A 17,764-nucleotide genomic window follows, 5' to 3' on the forward strand; every position below is an offset into this window, starting at 1 on the left:
TTATTAAATTAACTTTTTATCCTATATCCAACTTGAAAGAACTCTATATTCTGATTATTTATTTTTATTGGTTCAGCATAAATATCAACTATACCCATACGGTATAACCAATCATAATTTATTCCAAACCCATGTTCTCTTATTTTCATAGAAAACTCCTTTAAATTACCATGTTCTTTTAAATAAGAAATTATAGGTCGATAAACTTCCATTGTATTATCTTTTAAATATTGATAACACTCCTCAAGTATCTTTTCAATCATATCATTAGTCACAGATTCATTTAATATAGGTTCATATATCTTTTTAAATAATTCCGGCTTGAGCTTACTAGCTTGAGCTATAATTTCCCTTTCTGGGAAAGAACGACTCCTAGCTACTTCCAACCAAGCTATTCCTTGAACAAGAGGGAACATAAAATAAGCTGCATTTGCACTATCTTTTTTAACAAGGAAATTTTTTTGTGCTTTGTTCAAATAATATATAGCCTCTGAAAATCCTAATAACATTTCAACTTCTCTATCCCGATCTCCAATATAAAAGATATCCTCAAAGTATTCTTTTAAGATTTTATCTTTTGAAAAAAGCATAGTGCTTTTTGATAAGGCACAAAAAAAGTAATCCGAAACATTTGCACTCTCAAGATAGGTCTTAAAACTATTCCTTTTTCTTATATTAACTACTACAGGAACATTATGCTCTAAGAGATAATAATCACAACAACCTTTATAACTGTCATCATATATAAGTAATATTTGCAAATCGGACCATTCCCAAATTAAATCATGACTCATACTTCCAATTAAAAAACCAGCTATACACTTAGGGGCACTTTTAAATTTTTCAACAATGCTATTTAAAGCCTTTTCAAACTGTAAACGTAACTCTGCCTTCTCCATAACTAATTTGAACACCTTCTTTCAATAATATATATATAATATTTAAATCAAAATGCTTTATATAATATAGTTTACTATCCTCTAAATTAAAACATTTCTTAAACAATTCATTATATTTTTTTCTGAATCAATCAGTAAACATAATTCTTTTAATTTTTCTTCACTAATATCAGAAATTTTTACAGCATATATTTCCATAAAACTCCTCATTATATAATTTTATTTTTACTATAATACAAAAATACTCAATATTCATATTTTTTCATTAATCTCTATTATATAACATATATGGTAATTATTTTGTTGTTTCTTGTATCATATTTACTTTTTTTCGTGACAACTTATTAACTTTTTTTCATTTTTTTGTAGAAATAATGGTCATTTACTTATATTTTTACGATTAGTTTAATCTTATTATTTTTATTTCACAAACTACTCTCTTTTTGAACTTTAAATAGTATATAGATCATTAGACAAAATATTCTATGTATTTATCTTTCAATACTCCTTGTATAATGTAAAGTATATTGGGAAACCCTTAGGTCTCCATTTATATTAATGTCTAATTTAGAATTTCTAAAGTATGTCAAAATGACTTAAGCACTTACTTGCACATGATATACTTTACGCTATTGCTGGTGTTTCAAAGTCAGATGTCCTTTTGTTAAAGGTAAAATTAGCAGTTCTTTAGTGTTTTCAGCTTCTTTTTTCATAATGATTTCTTATTAGATTTAGTAAACAAATGCGCCTGTAAATTTACTGATTAAAATATAAATGCATATTATTTTATAAGTTTTACTTTTATGTGTTTTTTCAACAATCCGCTGGCAAAACTTCCAACACCAGATAATATTATAATAATATTCATTTTTTTTGTTCATAGTAAGCCTCATTATAAAATAATATTAGTCAAAAGGTATATAAAAAGGCTAAGTTTCGGATCATTAACTGACCTTCCACTTAGCCTTAATGTTATGAAAATTTCTTAAAAATAGCTATATCATCTATATTTTGCTCATTTTTAAGCTAAAAACCACAACATATTGTGGTTAAACCCTATTTTTTCTTCTCAGAACTACAATTCGTCATCAGTACTACCGTCTCAACATGGGTGGAGTTGATGGAATTGATGTCTTGGGCTGCTTTTTTTAACCTTACGTTTACGGGAACATGCCAATGGGTTTTTGGCTGATTTTTGAAAAACCGCCGTTCACGGGAACATATCCACGGAAAACTTATTTATGGAAACATATTCACGATATTTGCGTTGTGGGCAACATATTAACAGCAGCAAACTGAAATTTCTTACCTTATCCATCAGTTTCCCAAGCCATCTTGGATTGAGAGTTTAATAGTGATGTCCTTAGTGGACTTTTAAAGCTTATGTTCGTAGAAACATATCCCTGTGATTTCAGCTGTCTTTTGAAAAACTGAGGTATAAAGGAACATATCTATTACATTCTTTATAAAAAGATGATACATCATGACTATAACTACAAACACAGAGTATAATAATTTTAACAAAATTCAGTTTAATTAAATATAATTTAATCTGCATCACTGTTCATTCTTTTACTAAATATCAATACTGCTAAAATAAAAATTACAGTTGCATATCCTATTACCCACCAAAGATGTGGAAACATTCCACTATAGTTACCTGCAAGTGCCGATTTACCAGCATCAACTGCATGAACAAAGGGGAGTGCATAAGCAACCTGTTTAAAAGTTCCACCGACTAAATTTAAATCGAACCATGTTCCAGATAGCCATGCGGCAAGATTTGTAAGTAAAGCACCACAAACTCCCCCAACTTGTTTATCTGTAAGTAAACTTCCTGCCAATAACCCAATTCCTATAAAAAGAATGGATGTTGGAATGAGTACAATAAATACAATCAATACATTAACGCTAATTTTAAGTCCAAGGAAAAATGCTGCAATAAAACAAATAGCACTCTGCACTATTGCAAATGGCAAAAGTGGAAGTGAATAACCAAGTATAAAATTAGCTCCAGTAAGTGGAGATGAGAATAATCTCATTAAAAATGATGTACTTCTATCTTTTGCAATAAGCATTCCAGAAAATGTTGATATAAATGAAAATCCAAAAACAGCAATTCCTGGCACAAGATTTTCGATTTCAAATAAACTTACTGGGACATTAGACTGAATAATAGAAAGTAAAAACAATATAGCCAATGGAAATCCTATACCGAAAGCTAAGTTTAAAGGATCCCTTAAAATTTCCTTAGCATTTCGTGAAGCAAACGCTAATGTTTTCATATAGATACACCTCCATCTGTAGAAAGAGCAATAAATGCATCTTCAAAATTTTGTGCATTTGCACATTCCATAAGTTCCCTAGCTGTACCGACTGCTTTTAGTTTGCCTTTTGTCATAATACCAATCCTATCTGATAGAGCTTCAGTTTCTTCCAAATAATGTGTTGTGAGAATAATAGTAATTTTACCTTTTAATTCTTTTACCATAGTCCAAAGTTCACGTCTGGCGATGACATCAAGACCAAGGGTAGGTTCATCAAGAAATAAAATCTTCGGGTTAGAAATAAGAGACATTGCAATGCTTAGCCTTCTCTGCCAACCTCCTGATAATGTCTTCGCTTTACTTTTTGCTATTTCCGCAAGTCCAAAACTTTCAATTATCTCATCAGCTTTTCTTATAGCATCTTTTTTGTTATTGCCGTAAACTTCAGAAATCAATTGTAAATTCTCCTTAACTGTTAAATTTGGTGCAACTGCTGTTTCTTGCGGAGACACAGCTATTTTTTCTTTTACAGCAAAGGGATTTTTAACTATGCTATCTCCAAGTAGTATTGCATCACCACTTGTTGGGCTACACAAACATGAAAGCATTTTAATTGTTGTTGTTTTTCCGGCTCCATTTGTACCTAGCAATGAAAATAATTCTCCTTCTTTAATAGATAAATTAAGCTTGTTTAATGCTACTTTTTCTTTGTACTTTTTTTCAAGGTCTATGGTTCTTATCGCAATCATTTACCTTCATCCTCCATCTTACTAACATTTTTTATTCCTTTTGCAAATTCAGTCAAATGTTCATTATTTTCGTTATTTTCATTTCTATCAGGCTTATATTTACCGCTAAATATTTCATCAGCCATTTTATCAAAGTAATCAAGTCTCTGAATAGCTATTCCTCTTTCTACATCTGCGAGTAAAAGAAGTGTATCATCTGGTTCTATATTAAACATCTCCCGTACCTCTTTTGGAATCACTATCTGTCCCTTAGCCCCTACCTTTACAGAACCCATATACTTATCTTGTTTGTCATTTTCTCGTTTTTCCTTATTGTTATTTTTCATATAATATATCTCCTTTCTTAAAGGGTATGTTAAGTCATACGTGTTATACTTGTATAACTAATTATACTTAAGTAATCATTTCATGTCAATAAAAAAGTAGGAGTTATCATAGAGTTTTTTCTACGAATTCTCCTACTTTATGAAGAATTTTACTTAATTGCTAAAGAACTTCTTATATTTTGTTACATCCATCCCATCTTCTCAACCCTACGAATTTATCTATTCTGTCTCCTCAACCCTACCTAATTTCAGACTTATTTTACCACAAAAAAACATCCTCGATATGTTTCCATGAACACATATCGAGGGCTTAGGTTGAGTGGACAGATTTACTTTCATTTTATGAAACCCAGTATTTTCAAGGCTTTCCGAGCTTTACTTTCTAGACATCAAGACAACTGTCTCCACATGCGCCGTCATAGCAAACATGTCCACCGGCCATGCCTCCTTGGCTATATAGCCCTTCTTATTCATATACTTAAGGTCTCTTGCTAAGGTTTCTGGGTTACAGGAGATGTACACCACCCTTTTGGGACCCATCTTCACTATAGAATCCATAAATTTTTCGGTGCTACCACTTCTTGGAGGATCCATAATAACTACATCTGCACTTTCACCTCTACATGCCATGTCTTCCATAAATTCTCCAGCATCACCTGCATAGAATGTGACATTATTAATTTTATTTCTCTTTGCATTAAAAATAGCATCCCTTACAGCATCGCCATTTAATTCAACTCCAATAACCTTCTTTGCATGTTTACTTGCTATAAGTCCAATTGTACCAATGCCACAATAGGCATCAATAACCTTTTCCTTTCCTGTAAGCTCTGCAAGCTCAATGGCTTTTTCATAAAGAACTTGAGTTTGGATAGGGTTAACTTGATAAAAAGAACGTGACGAAATCCTAAAAGTACACCCTAAAAGCACATCTTCAATATAGCCTTTACCATATATGACCTGCTCCCTATCTCCAAGAACCATACTGGTGCTTTTATTATTTATATTTAGTACAATAGTGGTTATCTCTGGATGCAATTTACGAAGCGCCTTTACAAAGTTATTTTTAGATGGAAATCTTGTGCATGCCACCACTAAAACTACCATAATCTCGCCAGTTGAGAATCCTTTTCTTATTAGCACATGCCTTAAAAGTCCCTCTCTTTTATCCTCATCATAAGGATTTATTTTAAAGGACTTTAAAAGTCCACGAATAGAAACAATTATTTCATCTGCTTTTCTGTCTTCAATATAACATTTTTCCACAGGTATTACCTTGTGAGTTCCTGCCTTGTATATTCCAGAAATTATATTTCCACTTTTCTCTCTATGAAATACTGCATGAACCTTATTTCTATAATTATAAGGATTCTTCATTCCTATTACAGGATGTACATATATATTTTTTCCTAACAATTTTTTAACTTCAATTTCTTTATCTTTTAACTGTTTTTCATAAGGTATATGCAAATTTTCACATGCTCCACATTCCTTGTATTTCGGACATACTACTTGCTTGTTCTCTTTTGAATTTAATTCTTTTTCTTTTACCTTAGTATTTTTTTTGCATATTGTTTTATTATTCTCTCTAGTGGTTTTATTATTACCTCTATCAGCTTTATTATTATCTCTAATAGTTTTATTATTATTTCTAGTAGTTTTATTGCTACCTCTAGTAGCTTTATTGTTATCTCTAGTGGTTTTATTTTTCATACAAGCATTTCTCCTATTTTTGTAATTACATTTTTATTTACACTTATTTTAAGTCTGGATACTTCTTAAATTTTATCAATTTCTATCTTCTTGTGCAAGAAAAAACCTTTTGCCAAAAGGCCAAATCGCCTTTAACAGGATAACTTTCTTTCTAATATACTATAACGTAAATTAGAAAGAGGAGTTTTGTTGTTTATATAATCACATCACAGTATTACCCATTAAGTAACTATGTTTTTCTCACGTACAAAATAAAAGATTTATTTCTTAACCCTAAGTTTATTCCTTAATAGGATGGTATAATATTCTTAGTATTATTCTTAGTAATATTTAATATATTAAAATAATGCTATGAAAAAATAATCCATAATGAGGTGAAAAAAATGAAAGGCCATATACACAATTTAACCATCTCTGATTATGAGTGTTCATTATATCTTCCCTCAGAATACTACACAAGCCATAAAAATTATCCTGTTGTATATATAAATGGGGATTCTATAGAACAAGAATTTATGGAAGATATAGAACCCCACTTTGGTGCGGACTATGGCGAATTTATACTTTTAGGCATTCAGTCAAAAAACTGGAATAAGGATTTTACCCCATGGCCTGCTAAGCCTCTAACAAAAAAGGGCGAGTCTTTTGAAGGAGGTGCCCTAGATTATCTTAATGTTCTTACAAATACTATTAAGCCATTTATGGATGAGCACTATAAAACAAAACCTGAACCTTCAAATACTGCACTTATTGGATATTCTTTAGGAGGACTTGTTTCATTATACGCTCTTTATAACTTTGGAGCCTTTGGTAAAATAGGAAGCCTCTCTGGTTCATTGTGGTATGATGATTGGATAGAATTTATGAATTCTCATACACCTGTAAATGTCTCTGCAAAGGTATATATGTCTCTTGGCAAAGTGGAGGAGAAAAGCCGCAATAAACGTATGGCTAAAGTAGGAAGTTGTACCCGCGAAGCATTTGAGATATTAGAAAAGCAACTTTCATTTAAAGAAAATATTACACTTGACTGGAATGAGGGTGGGCATTTTACAAAAATACCCTATAGATTTAAAAAAGCATTATTATGGCTTATGAAAGACATGCATAAATTTATGTAAATTAAATTTATGCATTCTTCCATATAAGTCATGTAAATATTTTATATCTAATTTATCTAAGGATTAACCCACAATAAGTATTACATTGCTTGAATTATGAAATTTCTCTGGAATGAGTTGCATAAGAAGCGAAGGAACTATTTAAATTTAATTTTAGAAATTCTTCTTTTAGACAGATAAAATTATCGTAAGCCTGGCAAGGACGCCAGGCTAGCGAACCTGAGGCAGGACGCTGAATGTGAGCGTTAGATAATTTTATATGGCTAAAAGATTAGAATTTCTTAAATTAAATTTATTGTTCCAAGCTCTTATGCAAGTCATGGAGGAGAAATTTCATAATTCCATTACATTCTACCTTATTGTGGGTTAATCATCTAAGTATATATTTTTAAGAAATACTCCGTAACATGATTAACAATCAAATAAAATATTCCTAAATATGCCCATGAAATGACAGTAGTTTTAGCACACAACGCTATTCTATTTGTTCTCCCTTTATCACCCTTTGCTGCTATGGATAAACACTTTGCTGCTCCACCTATACCGATAATAGTAAGTATCAAACTTTCAATAAATATTATTGGTATAATAAGACATGCTGCTGCAAATAACCAAGCCCACCATTCAATCTTAGATTTTTCTTCCTTCAGTATATTTAGTGCACCATATTCGTTTACCGTAAGATTGTATTCATATGCTAATTTATTTGAAACTATATCCAAATTACATTGCTTATCCTCCACATTAAAAGATAACTTCACTTGATCTCCTAATAAAGCTCTCTTTTTCATAATAATTTTATCATCACAATACAGTAAACTTTTTCCACTAAAAGCATTATGTTTTAGCTTAATTATATGTTTTATATCATCATTATTAAGTTCCCAACATACTATCTTCATGCCGATTCTCCTCATTAAAATTATTTTTTATCAAAATAATTGCTCCTTATTAACTTATCTCCTAAATCTATTGTTTTAAGTGTTTGCTCCTCTTCTTCTTTAGTACCTTTTCCAATAAATTTACGAGTGGCTAAAAATGTATAATTTTTATTAGTCTTAACTAAGATACGTCCCATAGCAGTATGACTAAAATCTTTTTCTTCTATTCCCATTAAATATGCTATGGTTGGCATAATATCTAGCTGACCACCATTTATATTTATAACTTCACCTTTTGAACCTTTACTATATACTATAAATGGAACCTTCATATTTTTCTCTGCCCACCATGAATCTGAAGGCTTTATTTTTGAAATTTCATCTTGATAAAATTTATGAACACCAGTATGATCCCCAGTAATAACTACTACTGTGTTATCTAAACCAATCTCTTTATCTATATTTTCTAAAAATAATCCAATATGTTTATCTGTATAATGAAATGCTTGAAAACTTGCACCTAATTTAGTTCCTCTAAATCTTTTTTCTAAATTCAGTTCCTTTAGGTTACTTGGTAAATCAAAAGGACAATGACTTGTTAATGTAACCATAAAAGTATAAAAAGGCTTCTTTTGTTTTGATATCATTGGTACAACTTGTTTTAAATAAGTTCCATCACTAATTCCTAGTCCTATAAACTCATCTCCCTTAAAAGAAGATTCATCAATACACTTATTAAAACCTATGGAATATAGCGCTTGCATCCAATTCCAATAGGCTCCCTTATCTGGATGTATCGCCAAGCTTGAATATCCTCTATTTTCCAATAAATTTGGTAAAGAATTATACTTATTTGCTGGGTAACGGAAAAAAGTACTTCCACTCCTTACAGGTGAAACAGATGTATTAATCATTAAATCACAATCGGAACTTGTTCCATTCCAAACCTGCTCATAAACATTAGGAAAATACATACTATCCTTTAAAAGTTTATTTATATTAGGAGTAATCTCTTGTCCATTTATTTTCTTCCCTATCATAAAGCTTTCTAACGATTCTACTTGCAAAACAATTAAATTTTTACCCTTAAACATACCTTTATACTTATTATCTGGTAAGTTTTCTTGTTTTTTATCATACCACTGTTTAATTTCTTTCTTTTCGCTATCTGATAAAACATATTCTTTGCACTCATCAAAATACACGAAAATGTCGTTAATATGATATCCTATTGGACCAAGATTTGATAAAGTTTGATTAGGAGACCAACTTCCCTTCCAAATTCTTTGATTTTCAAATCCTCTCCCATAAACATCTACCTTATAATGGTCATAAACCACATAAGTAATGGATATTGTAAGAACAAAAATAAATAGAAATACATTTCTTTCTACATTTTTATATAATTTTTTATTTCTTACCGCTAAGAATATAAAAAATACTATGTCAATTATAAAAACTAAATCAATTGTATGAAACATAGACGCAATGGAGCCACCTAAATTATCTAGATTGGCAAACTGCTTTAATAAATGAGGAGATAAATAAGAGGAATATCCTCTGTAATACCATATATCTGATACGAATAATATTGTAATAATAATATCTAAAACTATTAAACTCCAAATATGCCCTCTGCCCTTAAACATAAAAGATATGGATAAAAACATTGCAATAAAAGCTAATTGCAAAATTATCGGTGGAACACTCATAAATGCGTGTATAACATCAATCTTAGAAGCATTTACACTTGGTACAATACATATAAAAAATAATCCTTTGATCATTAATGCTAAAAGAACATATTGAAAAAAAATATCACCTTTCAGTTGCTGCATATTCTTCTGCAAATAAACCCATAAACTTTTCTTTACAGGATGTTTTAAGTTCATTTGTATATCATTCACATACTTCACTCCTAACTATATCTCATGTCCAAATCCCTCTAAGCACAAACATAACTATCCTTCACAAACTATTATATAAAATTACATTTTGCCATTTGATAATACAGTAAATGTAGCAAAAGACTTTTTGGTTTACTATTGCATCTAAATAATTATGTATACTTATTTATGTTATTTTTATTATGTTTCCAGTATTATTATATATAAATTTTTCTTTAAATTCATGTTTAATTTTTTCAACAGCCTTTTCTCCTGTGCAATGAGACATTCCTAAAATTTGTATATGATTTCCTTTTAGAAAACCAATGGTTTTACTTACCCTTAATTCATCAGCTTCTATTAAATGGGTTCCCCCTATAACCCCATAGATTGGCATACCTGTTCTTTTTATAATTGTCTCTAAAATATTAATTACTCCTATATGGGAGCATCCTAATATAACCATAAGACCTTTACTCGTTCTTACTGCCAAAACTATTTCATCTGAAAAATTATCCAATACATAATTTTGATCCTGCTTTATTTTAAATTTTTCGCTTATGGTTTCAAACTTATTGTTTATTTTAAAATTAGTAAATATCATTATGTTTTCAGTAATATAAAATATATCTTCATTAATATATTTTATTGGGATATTATTTTGATTAACGAATTCCTCATTAAAAGAATTTCCTATATACTTATAAGTTCCCTCTTCTATACATTTATACTTATTGTTAAAAAAATCCTTTCCTACAAATAACTTATATGGGGTTTTAACCTTATCCACTAGTTTTCTAAAACCTCCACTATGATCATAATGACCATGGCTTAATATAACATATTTTAAATTACTTAAATCAACATCTAATTTTTCAGCGTTATTTATAAATTCTCCACCTTTACCAGTATCAAACAATATATTCACTCCATCAACTTCCATATAAAGAGACAATCCATGTTCATTATGTAAATTCAAATCACTACTAGGATTATCTTCTATAAGCGTTGTTATTTTTAGATTCATTTTAATCACCAACCCCATTTATTATTCTTACCTAATTTCAGATAACACCTATGTTAAACTAATCTTTTTGTCAATTTATATTCTATCATATCTTTTGCACTTTTTTCATTTACAAAAACACCTTCAAACCTTTCTAAATTAAATCTTTTACCTTAAAGGGCCAGACCCTTTTCAAAAACTGGAAGTTTACTTCTAGTTTTTGTTGCTAATCTATTTAAAATAGGAAAACGGCGGCTTTAAATAATATTTTAAAACCGCCGTTATGACTTAATTTTTAATTTGAGCTCACAATAACCTAAGCATCAAAACAAATTTTTTTCTTTCCATTATCCGTTAGTTAGGATGTGGTTATAAAAACAATGAATTCTTCAGGTGTTGGTATATGGCCATTGCAAGGAATTTTTTTCTCACATACAGCTCGTTTTGAATACTCTTTAATCGCTTGCTTTGAGTATCCTTCAATTTTTCCCCACCAATTATAAAGCCAATCTGTTATTATTTCAATGAAATCAGTGTCTTCCTCCGTTACTTTTACTATTTTAATTCTACTCATTTATAATAACTCCTTTTGTTTTTTGCTAATTGATAAGGCAACCATCAACACAACCACTTCCGCTACAATCATTACTGCTATAGAAAATTTGCTCATCATACCAAACGGAGATTTTTTGTGCAAAGTCATTGATGGTGATACTCTAGAAGAAAAATATTTAACTGATAAATCCTATCCTGATGGAAGTATTTTTATTGCCAAAGAGCTGTATGATATGAATATCAATTGTCATTTGGTTCCCTTTGAAATTCAGCTTCTTATAACAAAAAATGAGAAGTAGCTCAATTACGGCTTACTTCTTATTATATAAAAGCACTAAACTGCTCTATATCCTTGATCTATATATTTTCTTGCTATTTACACTTTATCTTTAATTTGAGGTTTGATTTTTTATTAGTTCTTTAAGTATTGCTATCTCTAGCTTGGCTTTTTTCACTATAGTTTAATTATGCGCGGGACAAAATAGGAAACATCATCTGATTATTCACAAACAAATTATCTTTTCCTTTTAGAACAAAAAGTGTTGTATCCTCTTCATTAAGAATTTGAGAATTAAAAGTAACATTTGTTTTAGGCGTAAAGCCAAAAACTACTGTGCGTATTTGATGTCCAGCTACCCTAGACACTACATCAAGCAGAGTGCTGATGGTAGAAAAATTAAATAAGGATATTATACGCTTAAAGTTATATCTAAAATAGCAATTCTATGTTATGGATTATTCTTTCTATATTCGTCAATTCTTGATTTATTATCATAAGCAAGTAAATACTCATTATATTTAGAAGCATCATAGTTTTGTTCTAATTTTTCTTCTGCTTCACTTGCTGAAAGGCCTTTCCTCTCATTAAAAGTTGAACAAGGATATTTGGAACAATCTCCACAATGATTTAACTTTTCATCTATAACGCATTTTCTTACTGAACAACTTGTATCAATAAGTTTTCCGTCTTCTTTCTCACACCTACAACCATCACAATATATATCTTCTACCGGAATGTCAAGGTCATAATATTCCTTCCATACTTTTGAAAGTTCTTTTCGCTGGTCATTATCTTTTATGTTTGGTGCAAATGCTTTGCATAAATCGCAACAATATCCACATCTTGTTACATTCATCATAACTATACTCTCTTTCTATTTGGTTTTTTCTTTATCAATAATAATCTTTTTATGTCTTCGATTATTGTGCCATTAATTATGTCTATATATAACCATTTCCCGTCATGGTACTGATGAGTATTATCATATAAGTTAATAATATATTCAGAGTAGTCTATCCTTGATGTTTCAAATTCTTCCCGTTCACTCTTTCCAAAAATAATTAACAAACGCATACCTTTTTCTCTTGGATACAACGCACAAAATGTTTTCCCACTTTTACGATACTTTAGTTCAAAAACGCCTGTTTTTCCCCCACCATCCCATAATATATCCATATTGTAATTATTCTTTATAAAGTTGTTGATAGAACACCATGTTTCAAATATATCCTCTCCCATCAACTGATTCAATTCTTCATCTGTTGGTACTTTTTCAAGCATAAGTATATCTCCTCCCATTTTAATAAATTGAAATAATTAAGGCTTCTATAATTATCACCTTAGATAAATTATATAGCTTGTTTATATGCAATTCAAATGAATATTCAACATAATGGAAAATATTTAATTTTTATCCTTAATTCATAAAAATATTTGAGTATAAAAACAAGAGCTTACACATCAGTAAGCTTGAACCTTTTGATATCATAGACAATCTGACCTACGGACAGTAAAAAAGGCAACATAGGTAAGTAAGGTTAAAGTTAAATATTGAAGGTAAAATTACCAATAAAAAAGTATAGAAAAAAACATAGCCAAGTCCTAAAATATAAGTTGTTACACCAAAACAAACTTATAAAACAAGAGGAAGTGGCTATGCTAAACAATCAAGAATATATTACAACAGAATTAAAAAAAATACTATATGAGATTCTACCCATAACAATCAAAAGATTAAAAAATCTTGTTTATATAATCATAGGAATAATTTTATCAAAGTCAATTGTAATCTCAGATATATCTGAGAAATTAAAGGATGATTTCACAGGTGCATATGTATCAATGATATACTTGTAACAATAGAAGGAAAAAAGAAAATTAAGTACCTAAGAGACATAACCCCTATAAAAAAGGTATAAAGAAATTTAATGGAATTTTGTTAAGTACTGAAAAATCTACATGTAACTTAGCAGTGTGTAAAGCTGAAGAATCAGAGGATATTTGGTATTTAGCAACTAATATGGATAGTAAAAAAGCTGTTAGAAAATATAAAAAAAGATTCATTATAGAAGAAATGTTTAGGGATTTAAAATCAAATGGATTTGATATGGAAGGTTCATGGACAGATGTGTGTATTTTTAAAATCTATATTTATGCTTAAGTATAGCCTATACATGGATAATAATATTAGGGGCAGATTGCTCTAACAATAAGAAAAGCAAAATTATAGGAGCTACAAAGAAATTAAAGAACAAAATGGTTAGAATATATAGCTTATTTAGTTGTAGCATAAAATGGCTCAATAGATGCTATGATTCTGATAGTAAAAAGTACAAGCTTAAATTTGATTTAGTACTTTATGATATATAAAAATTATAGAAAAATTTAACATTTGTTGATGTGTAATAGGAGAACTTTACGCTTATATACTTCCATAAATTGAACATAAATATATATTTATTATCTTAAGGATAGTATTTTCTTAATTTACAATGTTAATATGATGACAATATCAAAATGAATCCAGTTACAAATTTACCTGTTTTATCTTCACTGTTAGTTCGTTTAGATGAAATTTGTGTTATTAAATCTATTAGGTTATCATAAGTAAATACTTCACCATTATGAGAAAAAATTAATTGATTCTTGAAAATAACATTTGATTGTAACATTCTACAACATTTTAAATATTCCTTTTAAATAACTATAAATATTACAATATATTTATATTATTCATTAATATATAAAATTAAACATAAATTTCATTATATACAATTTAAAAACACAAAAAGACCATGAAGTTTCAGCCACATTAGCCTCTTCATGATCTTTCTCTACCTTATATTAAATTTACAACAACATATCCCCTTACACCCTCTCAAATTCCAACTCTTACTTTAACACCATTAATTTCTTCTTTATTCTTAAAATCATCACCTTTTGTGTTAAAGTTAAAAAAACTAGTAAAGTGCATAAATTCAAGGATTATAAGGTATCTTTGCGACGTAGTCCTACTACGTTCTCCACATGTGTAGAGTGCTGACTGTAGAAATTTTTGAATGAAACCATTTGGCTTACCTTGTTTCACTTTTAAGAATATCTTAACTTTATTACTCTACTAAATATTATTATTGGCTGGTTCATTCTGTCCAATAATATTCCCTTCATTGTCAGTAATAAAAGTACCTTTTGTAGTATCTAATATCACATACTGATTATTCCAAGGGTCTCTTACAACTGCACATTTTCCTATTTTTATATCAAAAGGTCCATATATAATTTGGTCTCCTGCTCTTTCTATTATTGCGTCAGTTACCGAATCTACTTTAATATCAATTTCTTGGGTGTTACGCTCATTTTGAATAACAATTTCTGTTATTCCTTCGCTCATTCCAAGACCTACTGCTGAATCTGATTTCCATATAACTCTCAATCCAAGACTATTGCAATAATATTCAATTCCCTGTTGTATGTTTGGAATATAAAGTTGTATACAGTCTATGTTTCTAAATAATGGTTGTTTTAATATGTCCATAAATACACTTCCTTTGATGATTAATCAATTATTCTCAATAACTTATATGTGCGCACCAAATTATAGTCTACTCATGTGCTAATGATAACGTTTCTAATTATTTTCGTTATCCCAATCTCCAACCAATGGACTATTTAGAATCCGATATTTACGATTTGAATTCCATATAGAAATTAACTTATTAAAATTCTTATCAGGTTTCAGCATTAATTTTGCTAAATCATCAATTTCTATTAAATCATTTTCTGTTAGTATATCAAATTTATCATCTATATAACATGGCTGAAATTTATATGAAATTTCATCATTCATCAATGCATGAAAATCATAAAAAATTGCTCTGATGACAGCTTTTAAAGAGTTTGTTCCCAATGCATCTGCATATACAAAATGTTTTCCATCAACTTTTCCGTTTCTGATATTTAACCATGTATCAGCCGCCCAATCAAATTGATTATTAGGAATATCAAATTGATTAAACCCTAATTCTTCATCATTGAAAAATCCATCTGCGTCAAATGTAATCCATCTATTTTCTCTTTCGTTCCAGTATTGATTAATCCAATGGTCAACACTTTCATTTTCATGAAAATATGGTGCAAAACCTGCCCTTGAACGACAAGGAATTCCTTTTGCTTTTAAAATTGCAGACATTAATACAGAAACATATCTACAAGTAACTACTAATTTATTTTCTATTGCTCTTTGTAAGATAAATCCTCTATCATCTAATCGAAAGAGCTCAGCTGTCATTGCTACCGCTGTCAATAAAATATCATCTTCACAACGTAATCTATACCATGGGTATTTTGTCATATCACCATATATCAATTTTTCATTTGCACCTGTGTTTCCTTGCTTTAATGTTACACGATGAATAACCTGTGAACAAACTAATTTTCCAAGTTCTGGAACATTGTCTGGTAAGCCCTGGTAATACTCTTTATATGGTCCTGCATACGAATACGTACCTACTTGTCTGTAATGTTCAAGAATATCTTCTATCATCTTTTTTTTACTCCTTTTCGTTTTATTTAACAATCTAATGTTCAACTTCAGAATATCATAATCTTCAGAACATTACCTGATAATTCTTGCTTTGTTTTGTCAGCTCATTTCTATGTACACTATATATAATAAAGCTATAAGCTAAATAAACTACTTTAAATGAGCAAAAACGCTTACATTATTTTACATTATTTAAGCACACTTATTATGCGATAATTTAAGAGCATCAAAAATAGCATTTAAACTAACTCCTTTTTTATATTGAGAATACACCCAAGCAATTACTTCTTGTTGGGATTGTTTACGAGCTATTTTTAAACCTTCTCCAAATTTAGAACAATCTGTACTTATGCCAAAAGTACAATAAAGATAAGTCAATTGAGTTAAAATCCAAAATCTCTTTATGGCTTTTTCACTACGAACTTGATAATTGTCAAAACCTAATTCCATCTTATTTTGACGGAAAAATACTTCAATTGTCCAACGTTCACGGTATTGAAAAAGTATTTCTTCTGTTGTGAGATTTATATCTGTTGATATAAAAGATTTTAATGCTTTTTCATTATAGAGGGCTTCTTTAGGATAACTAATAAGAATTACAACGTTTTTAAAACCATTGATTTTGCCCTCATATCTATAAACATAGTAAGAGTGCTTATTCACTGTTACGAGGTGAAAGTCTTCCTTGTTTATAGTTTTAGCAAAACCATTAATTTTATGGTTCATGCGAGAGCATTTTGGGTATATAATTCTATTAGTTTTTAATGTTCCTATATATTCAAAACCTTTTTCCTTTGCTGTTTTTATAATTATTTCAGCACTATACCAACTATCCCCTAAGACGAAACCTTGGATAGGTGGTTCGGGTAATGAAGATATTATATTTACAGCAATATTAATCTTAGTAAATTTTTTATTATCTTTATCGACGTTAGTCTTATCATAAAGCGTTAGCTGATAAGGAATTGTAACATCGCCACATTGTAGTAAAACACCTACAACTTGGTGTCCATAGACTTTTTTATTTTCTAAATGTGATTGATGGAATTGACACTTTTCTATAGGATTTTTAGCCCGTGACGAAGGCTTTGTCTTCTTACAGATAGTATCATCAATAATCACATAAATAGGCTTTCCTGTATCACGAGATAACTGCGAACTTTTGTAATGCTCTCAAAATATAATCTTCATTCCATGGGCTTTTGGATAAAAATTGACCTATGGATGTTCTATAAGTACTCTGATAGCAACTTTCAGCTATATGAATAACTTTGCCATCATACCCACGACCTACGGCTGCAAGATAAATTCACAAACATGTTTTAATTGAGGCAGTGTTAAATATAACGATAATCCAAGTTTAATTATAAAATTGTTAATCTCTTTATTGTATGGTATATTATTTTCTGTAGACATTTATATTCATCCTTTGTTTATGTTTTCTAGCAGAAATATAATACACTAGGATGTTATAAATGTCTATTTTTATTCCATAATTTATTATGAAATTTGCTCATTTAAAGTAAACTATATTTTTA

At 29.5% G+C, this 17,764-nt stretch carries 19 protein-coding genes; 4 read left to right on the forward strand and 15 right to left on the reverse strand.

Annotated elements, in window-relative coordinates; translation table 11 throughout:
• Positions 1 to 8: 8 nt before the first annotated feature.
• From C1715_RS02060 to rlmD, 5 genes are all read right to left on the reverse strand, one after another.
• Positions 9 to 899 (reverse strand): hypothetical protein, encoded by an 891-nt coding sequence (locus tag C1715_RS02060; protein WP_102399018.1) that lies wholly within the window; start codon positions 897 to 899, stop codon positions 9 to 11.
• 1,547 nt (positions 900 to 2,446) lie between these two features.
• Positions 2,447 to 3,184 carry an ABC transporter permease gene (locus C1715_RS02070; protein ID WP_102399019.1) on the reverse strand — a complete coding sequence of 246 codons (738 nt, stop codon included), beginning with the start codon at positions 3,182 to 3,184 and terminating at the stop codon, positions 2,447 to 2,449.
• On the reverse strand, positions 3,181 to 3,915 hold the full coding sequence (locus tag C1715_RS02075; protein ID WP_102399020.1) for an ABC transporter ATP-binding protein: 735 nt from the start codon (positions 3,913 to 3,915) through the stop codon (positions 3,181 to 3,183). Before C1715_RS02075 ends, C1715_RS02070 begins: the two co-directional genes overlap by 4 nt.
• Entirely contained in the window at positions 3,912 to 4,241 is a 330-nt protein-coding gene (locus C1715_RS02080) for an AbrB/MazE/SpoVT family DNA-binding domain-containing protein (RefSeq protein WP_102399021.1), read from the reverse strand. The genes C1715_RS02075 and C1715_RS02080 overlap by 4 nt, the downstream gene beginning before the upstream one ends.
• Positions 4,242 to 4,616: 375 nt before the next feature.
• Positions 4,617 to 5,954, reverse strand: a complete 1,338-nt coding sequence (gene rlmD, locus C1715_RS02085; protein ID WP_102399022.1) for a 23S rRNA (uracil(1939)-C(5))-methyltransferase RlmD — start codon at positions 5,952 to 5,954, stop codon at positions 4,617 to 4,619.
• Positions 5,955 to 6,337: 383 nt separating this feature from the next.
• Between rlmD and C1715_RS02090 the strand changes: the two genes are divergently transcribed.
• A complete protein-coding gene (locus tag C1715_RS02090; protein ID WP_102399023.1) occupies positions 6,338 to 7,075 on the forward strand; it encodes an alpha/beta hydrolase in 738 nt (245 codons plus the stop codon).
• Between the two features lie 374 nt (positions 7,076 to 7,449).
• Here C1715_RS02090 and C1715_RS02095 read toward each other — a convergent pair whose 3' ends face one another.
• The 4 genes from C1715_RS02095 to C1715_RS02110 all read right to left on the reverse strand — a co-directional run bounded on the left by C1715_RS02095 (position 7,450) and on the right by C1715_RS02110 (position 11,422).
• Positions 7,450 to 7,977 (reverse strand): hypothetical protein, encoded by a 528-nt coding sequence (locus C1715_RS02095; RefSeq protein WP_180963962.1) that lies wholly within the window; start codon positions 7,975 to 7,977, stop codon positions 7,450 to 7,452.
• Between the two features lie 20 nt (positions 7,978 to 7,997).
• On the reverse strand, positions 7,998 to 9,863 hold the full coding sequence (locus tag C1715_RS02100) for an LTA synthase family protein (protein WP_102399025.1): 1,866 nt from the start codon (positions 9,861 to 9,863) through the stop codon (positions 7,998 to 8,000).
• 166 nt (positions 9,864 to 10,029) lie between these two features.
• Positions 10,030 to 10,869, reverse strand: a complete 840-nt coding sequence (locus C1715_RS02105) for an MBL fold metallo-hydrolase (RefSeq protein ID WP_180963963.1) — start codon at positions 10,867 to 10,869, stop codon at positions 10,030 to 10,032.
• 337 nt (positions 10,870 to 11,206) lie between these two features.
• Positions 11,207 to 11,422: a hypothetical protein gene (locus C1715_RS02110; protein WP_102399027.1), complete on the reverse strand. Its 216-nt coding sequence runs from the start codon at positions 11,420 to 11,422 to the stop codon at positions 11,207 to 11,209.
• Positions 11,423 to 11,537: 115 nt separating this feature from the next.
• Here C1715_RS02110 and C1715_RS19100 point away from each other — a divergent pair, with 115 nt between their 5' ends.
• A complete protein-coding gene (locus C1715_RS19100; protein WP_180963964.1) occupies positions 11,538 to 11,702 on the forward strand; it encodes a hypothetical protein in 165 nt (54 codons plus the stop codon).
• A gap of 429 nt (positions 11,703 to 12,131) precedes the next feature.
• Here the strand turns inward: C1715_RS19100 and C1715_RS02115 are convergent, their stop codons facing one another.
• Positions 12,132 to 12,542 carry a DUF3795 domain-containing protein gene (locus C1715_RS02115; protein WP_102399028.1) on the reverse strand — a complete coding sequence of 137 codons (411 nt, stop codon included), beginning with the start codon at positions 12,540 to 12,542 and terminating at the stop codon, positions 12,132 to 12,134.
• Positions 12,543 to 12,544: 2 nt separating this feature from the next.
• Positions 12,545 to 12,964 carry a DUF3788 domain-containing protein gene (locus C1715_RS02120; RefSeq protein WP_180963965.1) on the reverse strand — a complete coding sequence of 140 codons (420 nt, stop codon included), beginning with the start codon at positions 12,962 to 12,964 and terminating at the stop codon, positions 12,545 to 12,547.
• A gap of 375 nt (positions 12,965 to 13,339) precedes the next feature.
• On the opposite strand from C1715_RS02120, the gene C1715_RS19675 reads away from it, so the two are divergent.
• A complete protein-coding gene (locus tag C1715_RS19675) occupies positions 13,340 to 13,540 on the forward strand; it encodes a hypothetical protein (protein WP_146005356.1) in 201 nt (66 codons plus the stop codon).
• 79 nt (positions 13,541 to 13,619) lie between these two features.
• Entirely contained in the window at positions 13,620 to 13,844 is a 225-nt protein-coding gene (locus tag C1715_RS19680; RefSeq protein WP_146005357.1) for a hypothetical protein, read from the forward strand.
• Positions 13,845 to 14,801: 957 nt separating this feature from the next.
• Here C1715_RS19680 and C1715_RS02135 read toward each other — a convergent pair.
• From C1715_RS02135 to C1715_RS19960, 4 genes are all read right to left on the reverse strand, one after another.
• Positions 14,802 to 15,218 (reverse strand): VOC family protein, encoded by a 417-nt coding sequence (locus tag C1715_RS02135; protein ID WP_102399030.1) that lies wholly within the window; start codon positions 15,216 to 15,218, stop codon positions 14,802 to 14,804.
• Between the two features lie 93 nt (positions 15,219 to 15,311).
• Entirely contained in the window at positions 15,312 to 16,226 is a 915-nt protein-coding gene (locus C1715_RS02140; RefSeq protein ID WP_102399031.1) for a transglutaminase-like domain-containing protein, read from the reverse strand.
• A 192-nt stretch (positions 16,227 to 16,418) separates the two neighbouring features.
• Positions 16,419 to 17,354 (reverse strand): IS701 family transposase, encoded by a 936-nt coding sequence (locus C1715_RS02145; protein ID WP_102399032.1) that lies wholly within the window; start codon positions 17,352 to 17,354, stop codon positions 16,419 to 16,421.
• A 162-nt stretch (positions 17,355 to 17,516) separates the two neighbouring features.
• Complete coding sequence (locus C1715_RS19960; RefSeq protein WP_278320075.1) at positions 17,517 to 17,642, reverse strand: hypothetical protein; 126 nt, start codon at positions 17,640 to 17,642, stop codon at positions 17,517 to 17,519.
• Between the last annotated feature and the right edge of the window lie 122 nt (positions 17,643 to 17,764).

Source organism: Haloimpatiens massiliensis, assembly GCF_900184255.1.
Lineage (GTDB): Bacteria > Bacillota > Clostridia > Clostridiales > Clostridiaceae > Haloimpatiens > Haloimpatiens massiliensis.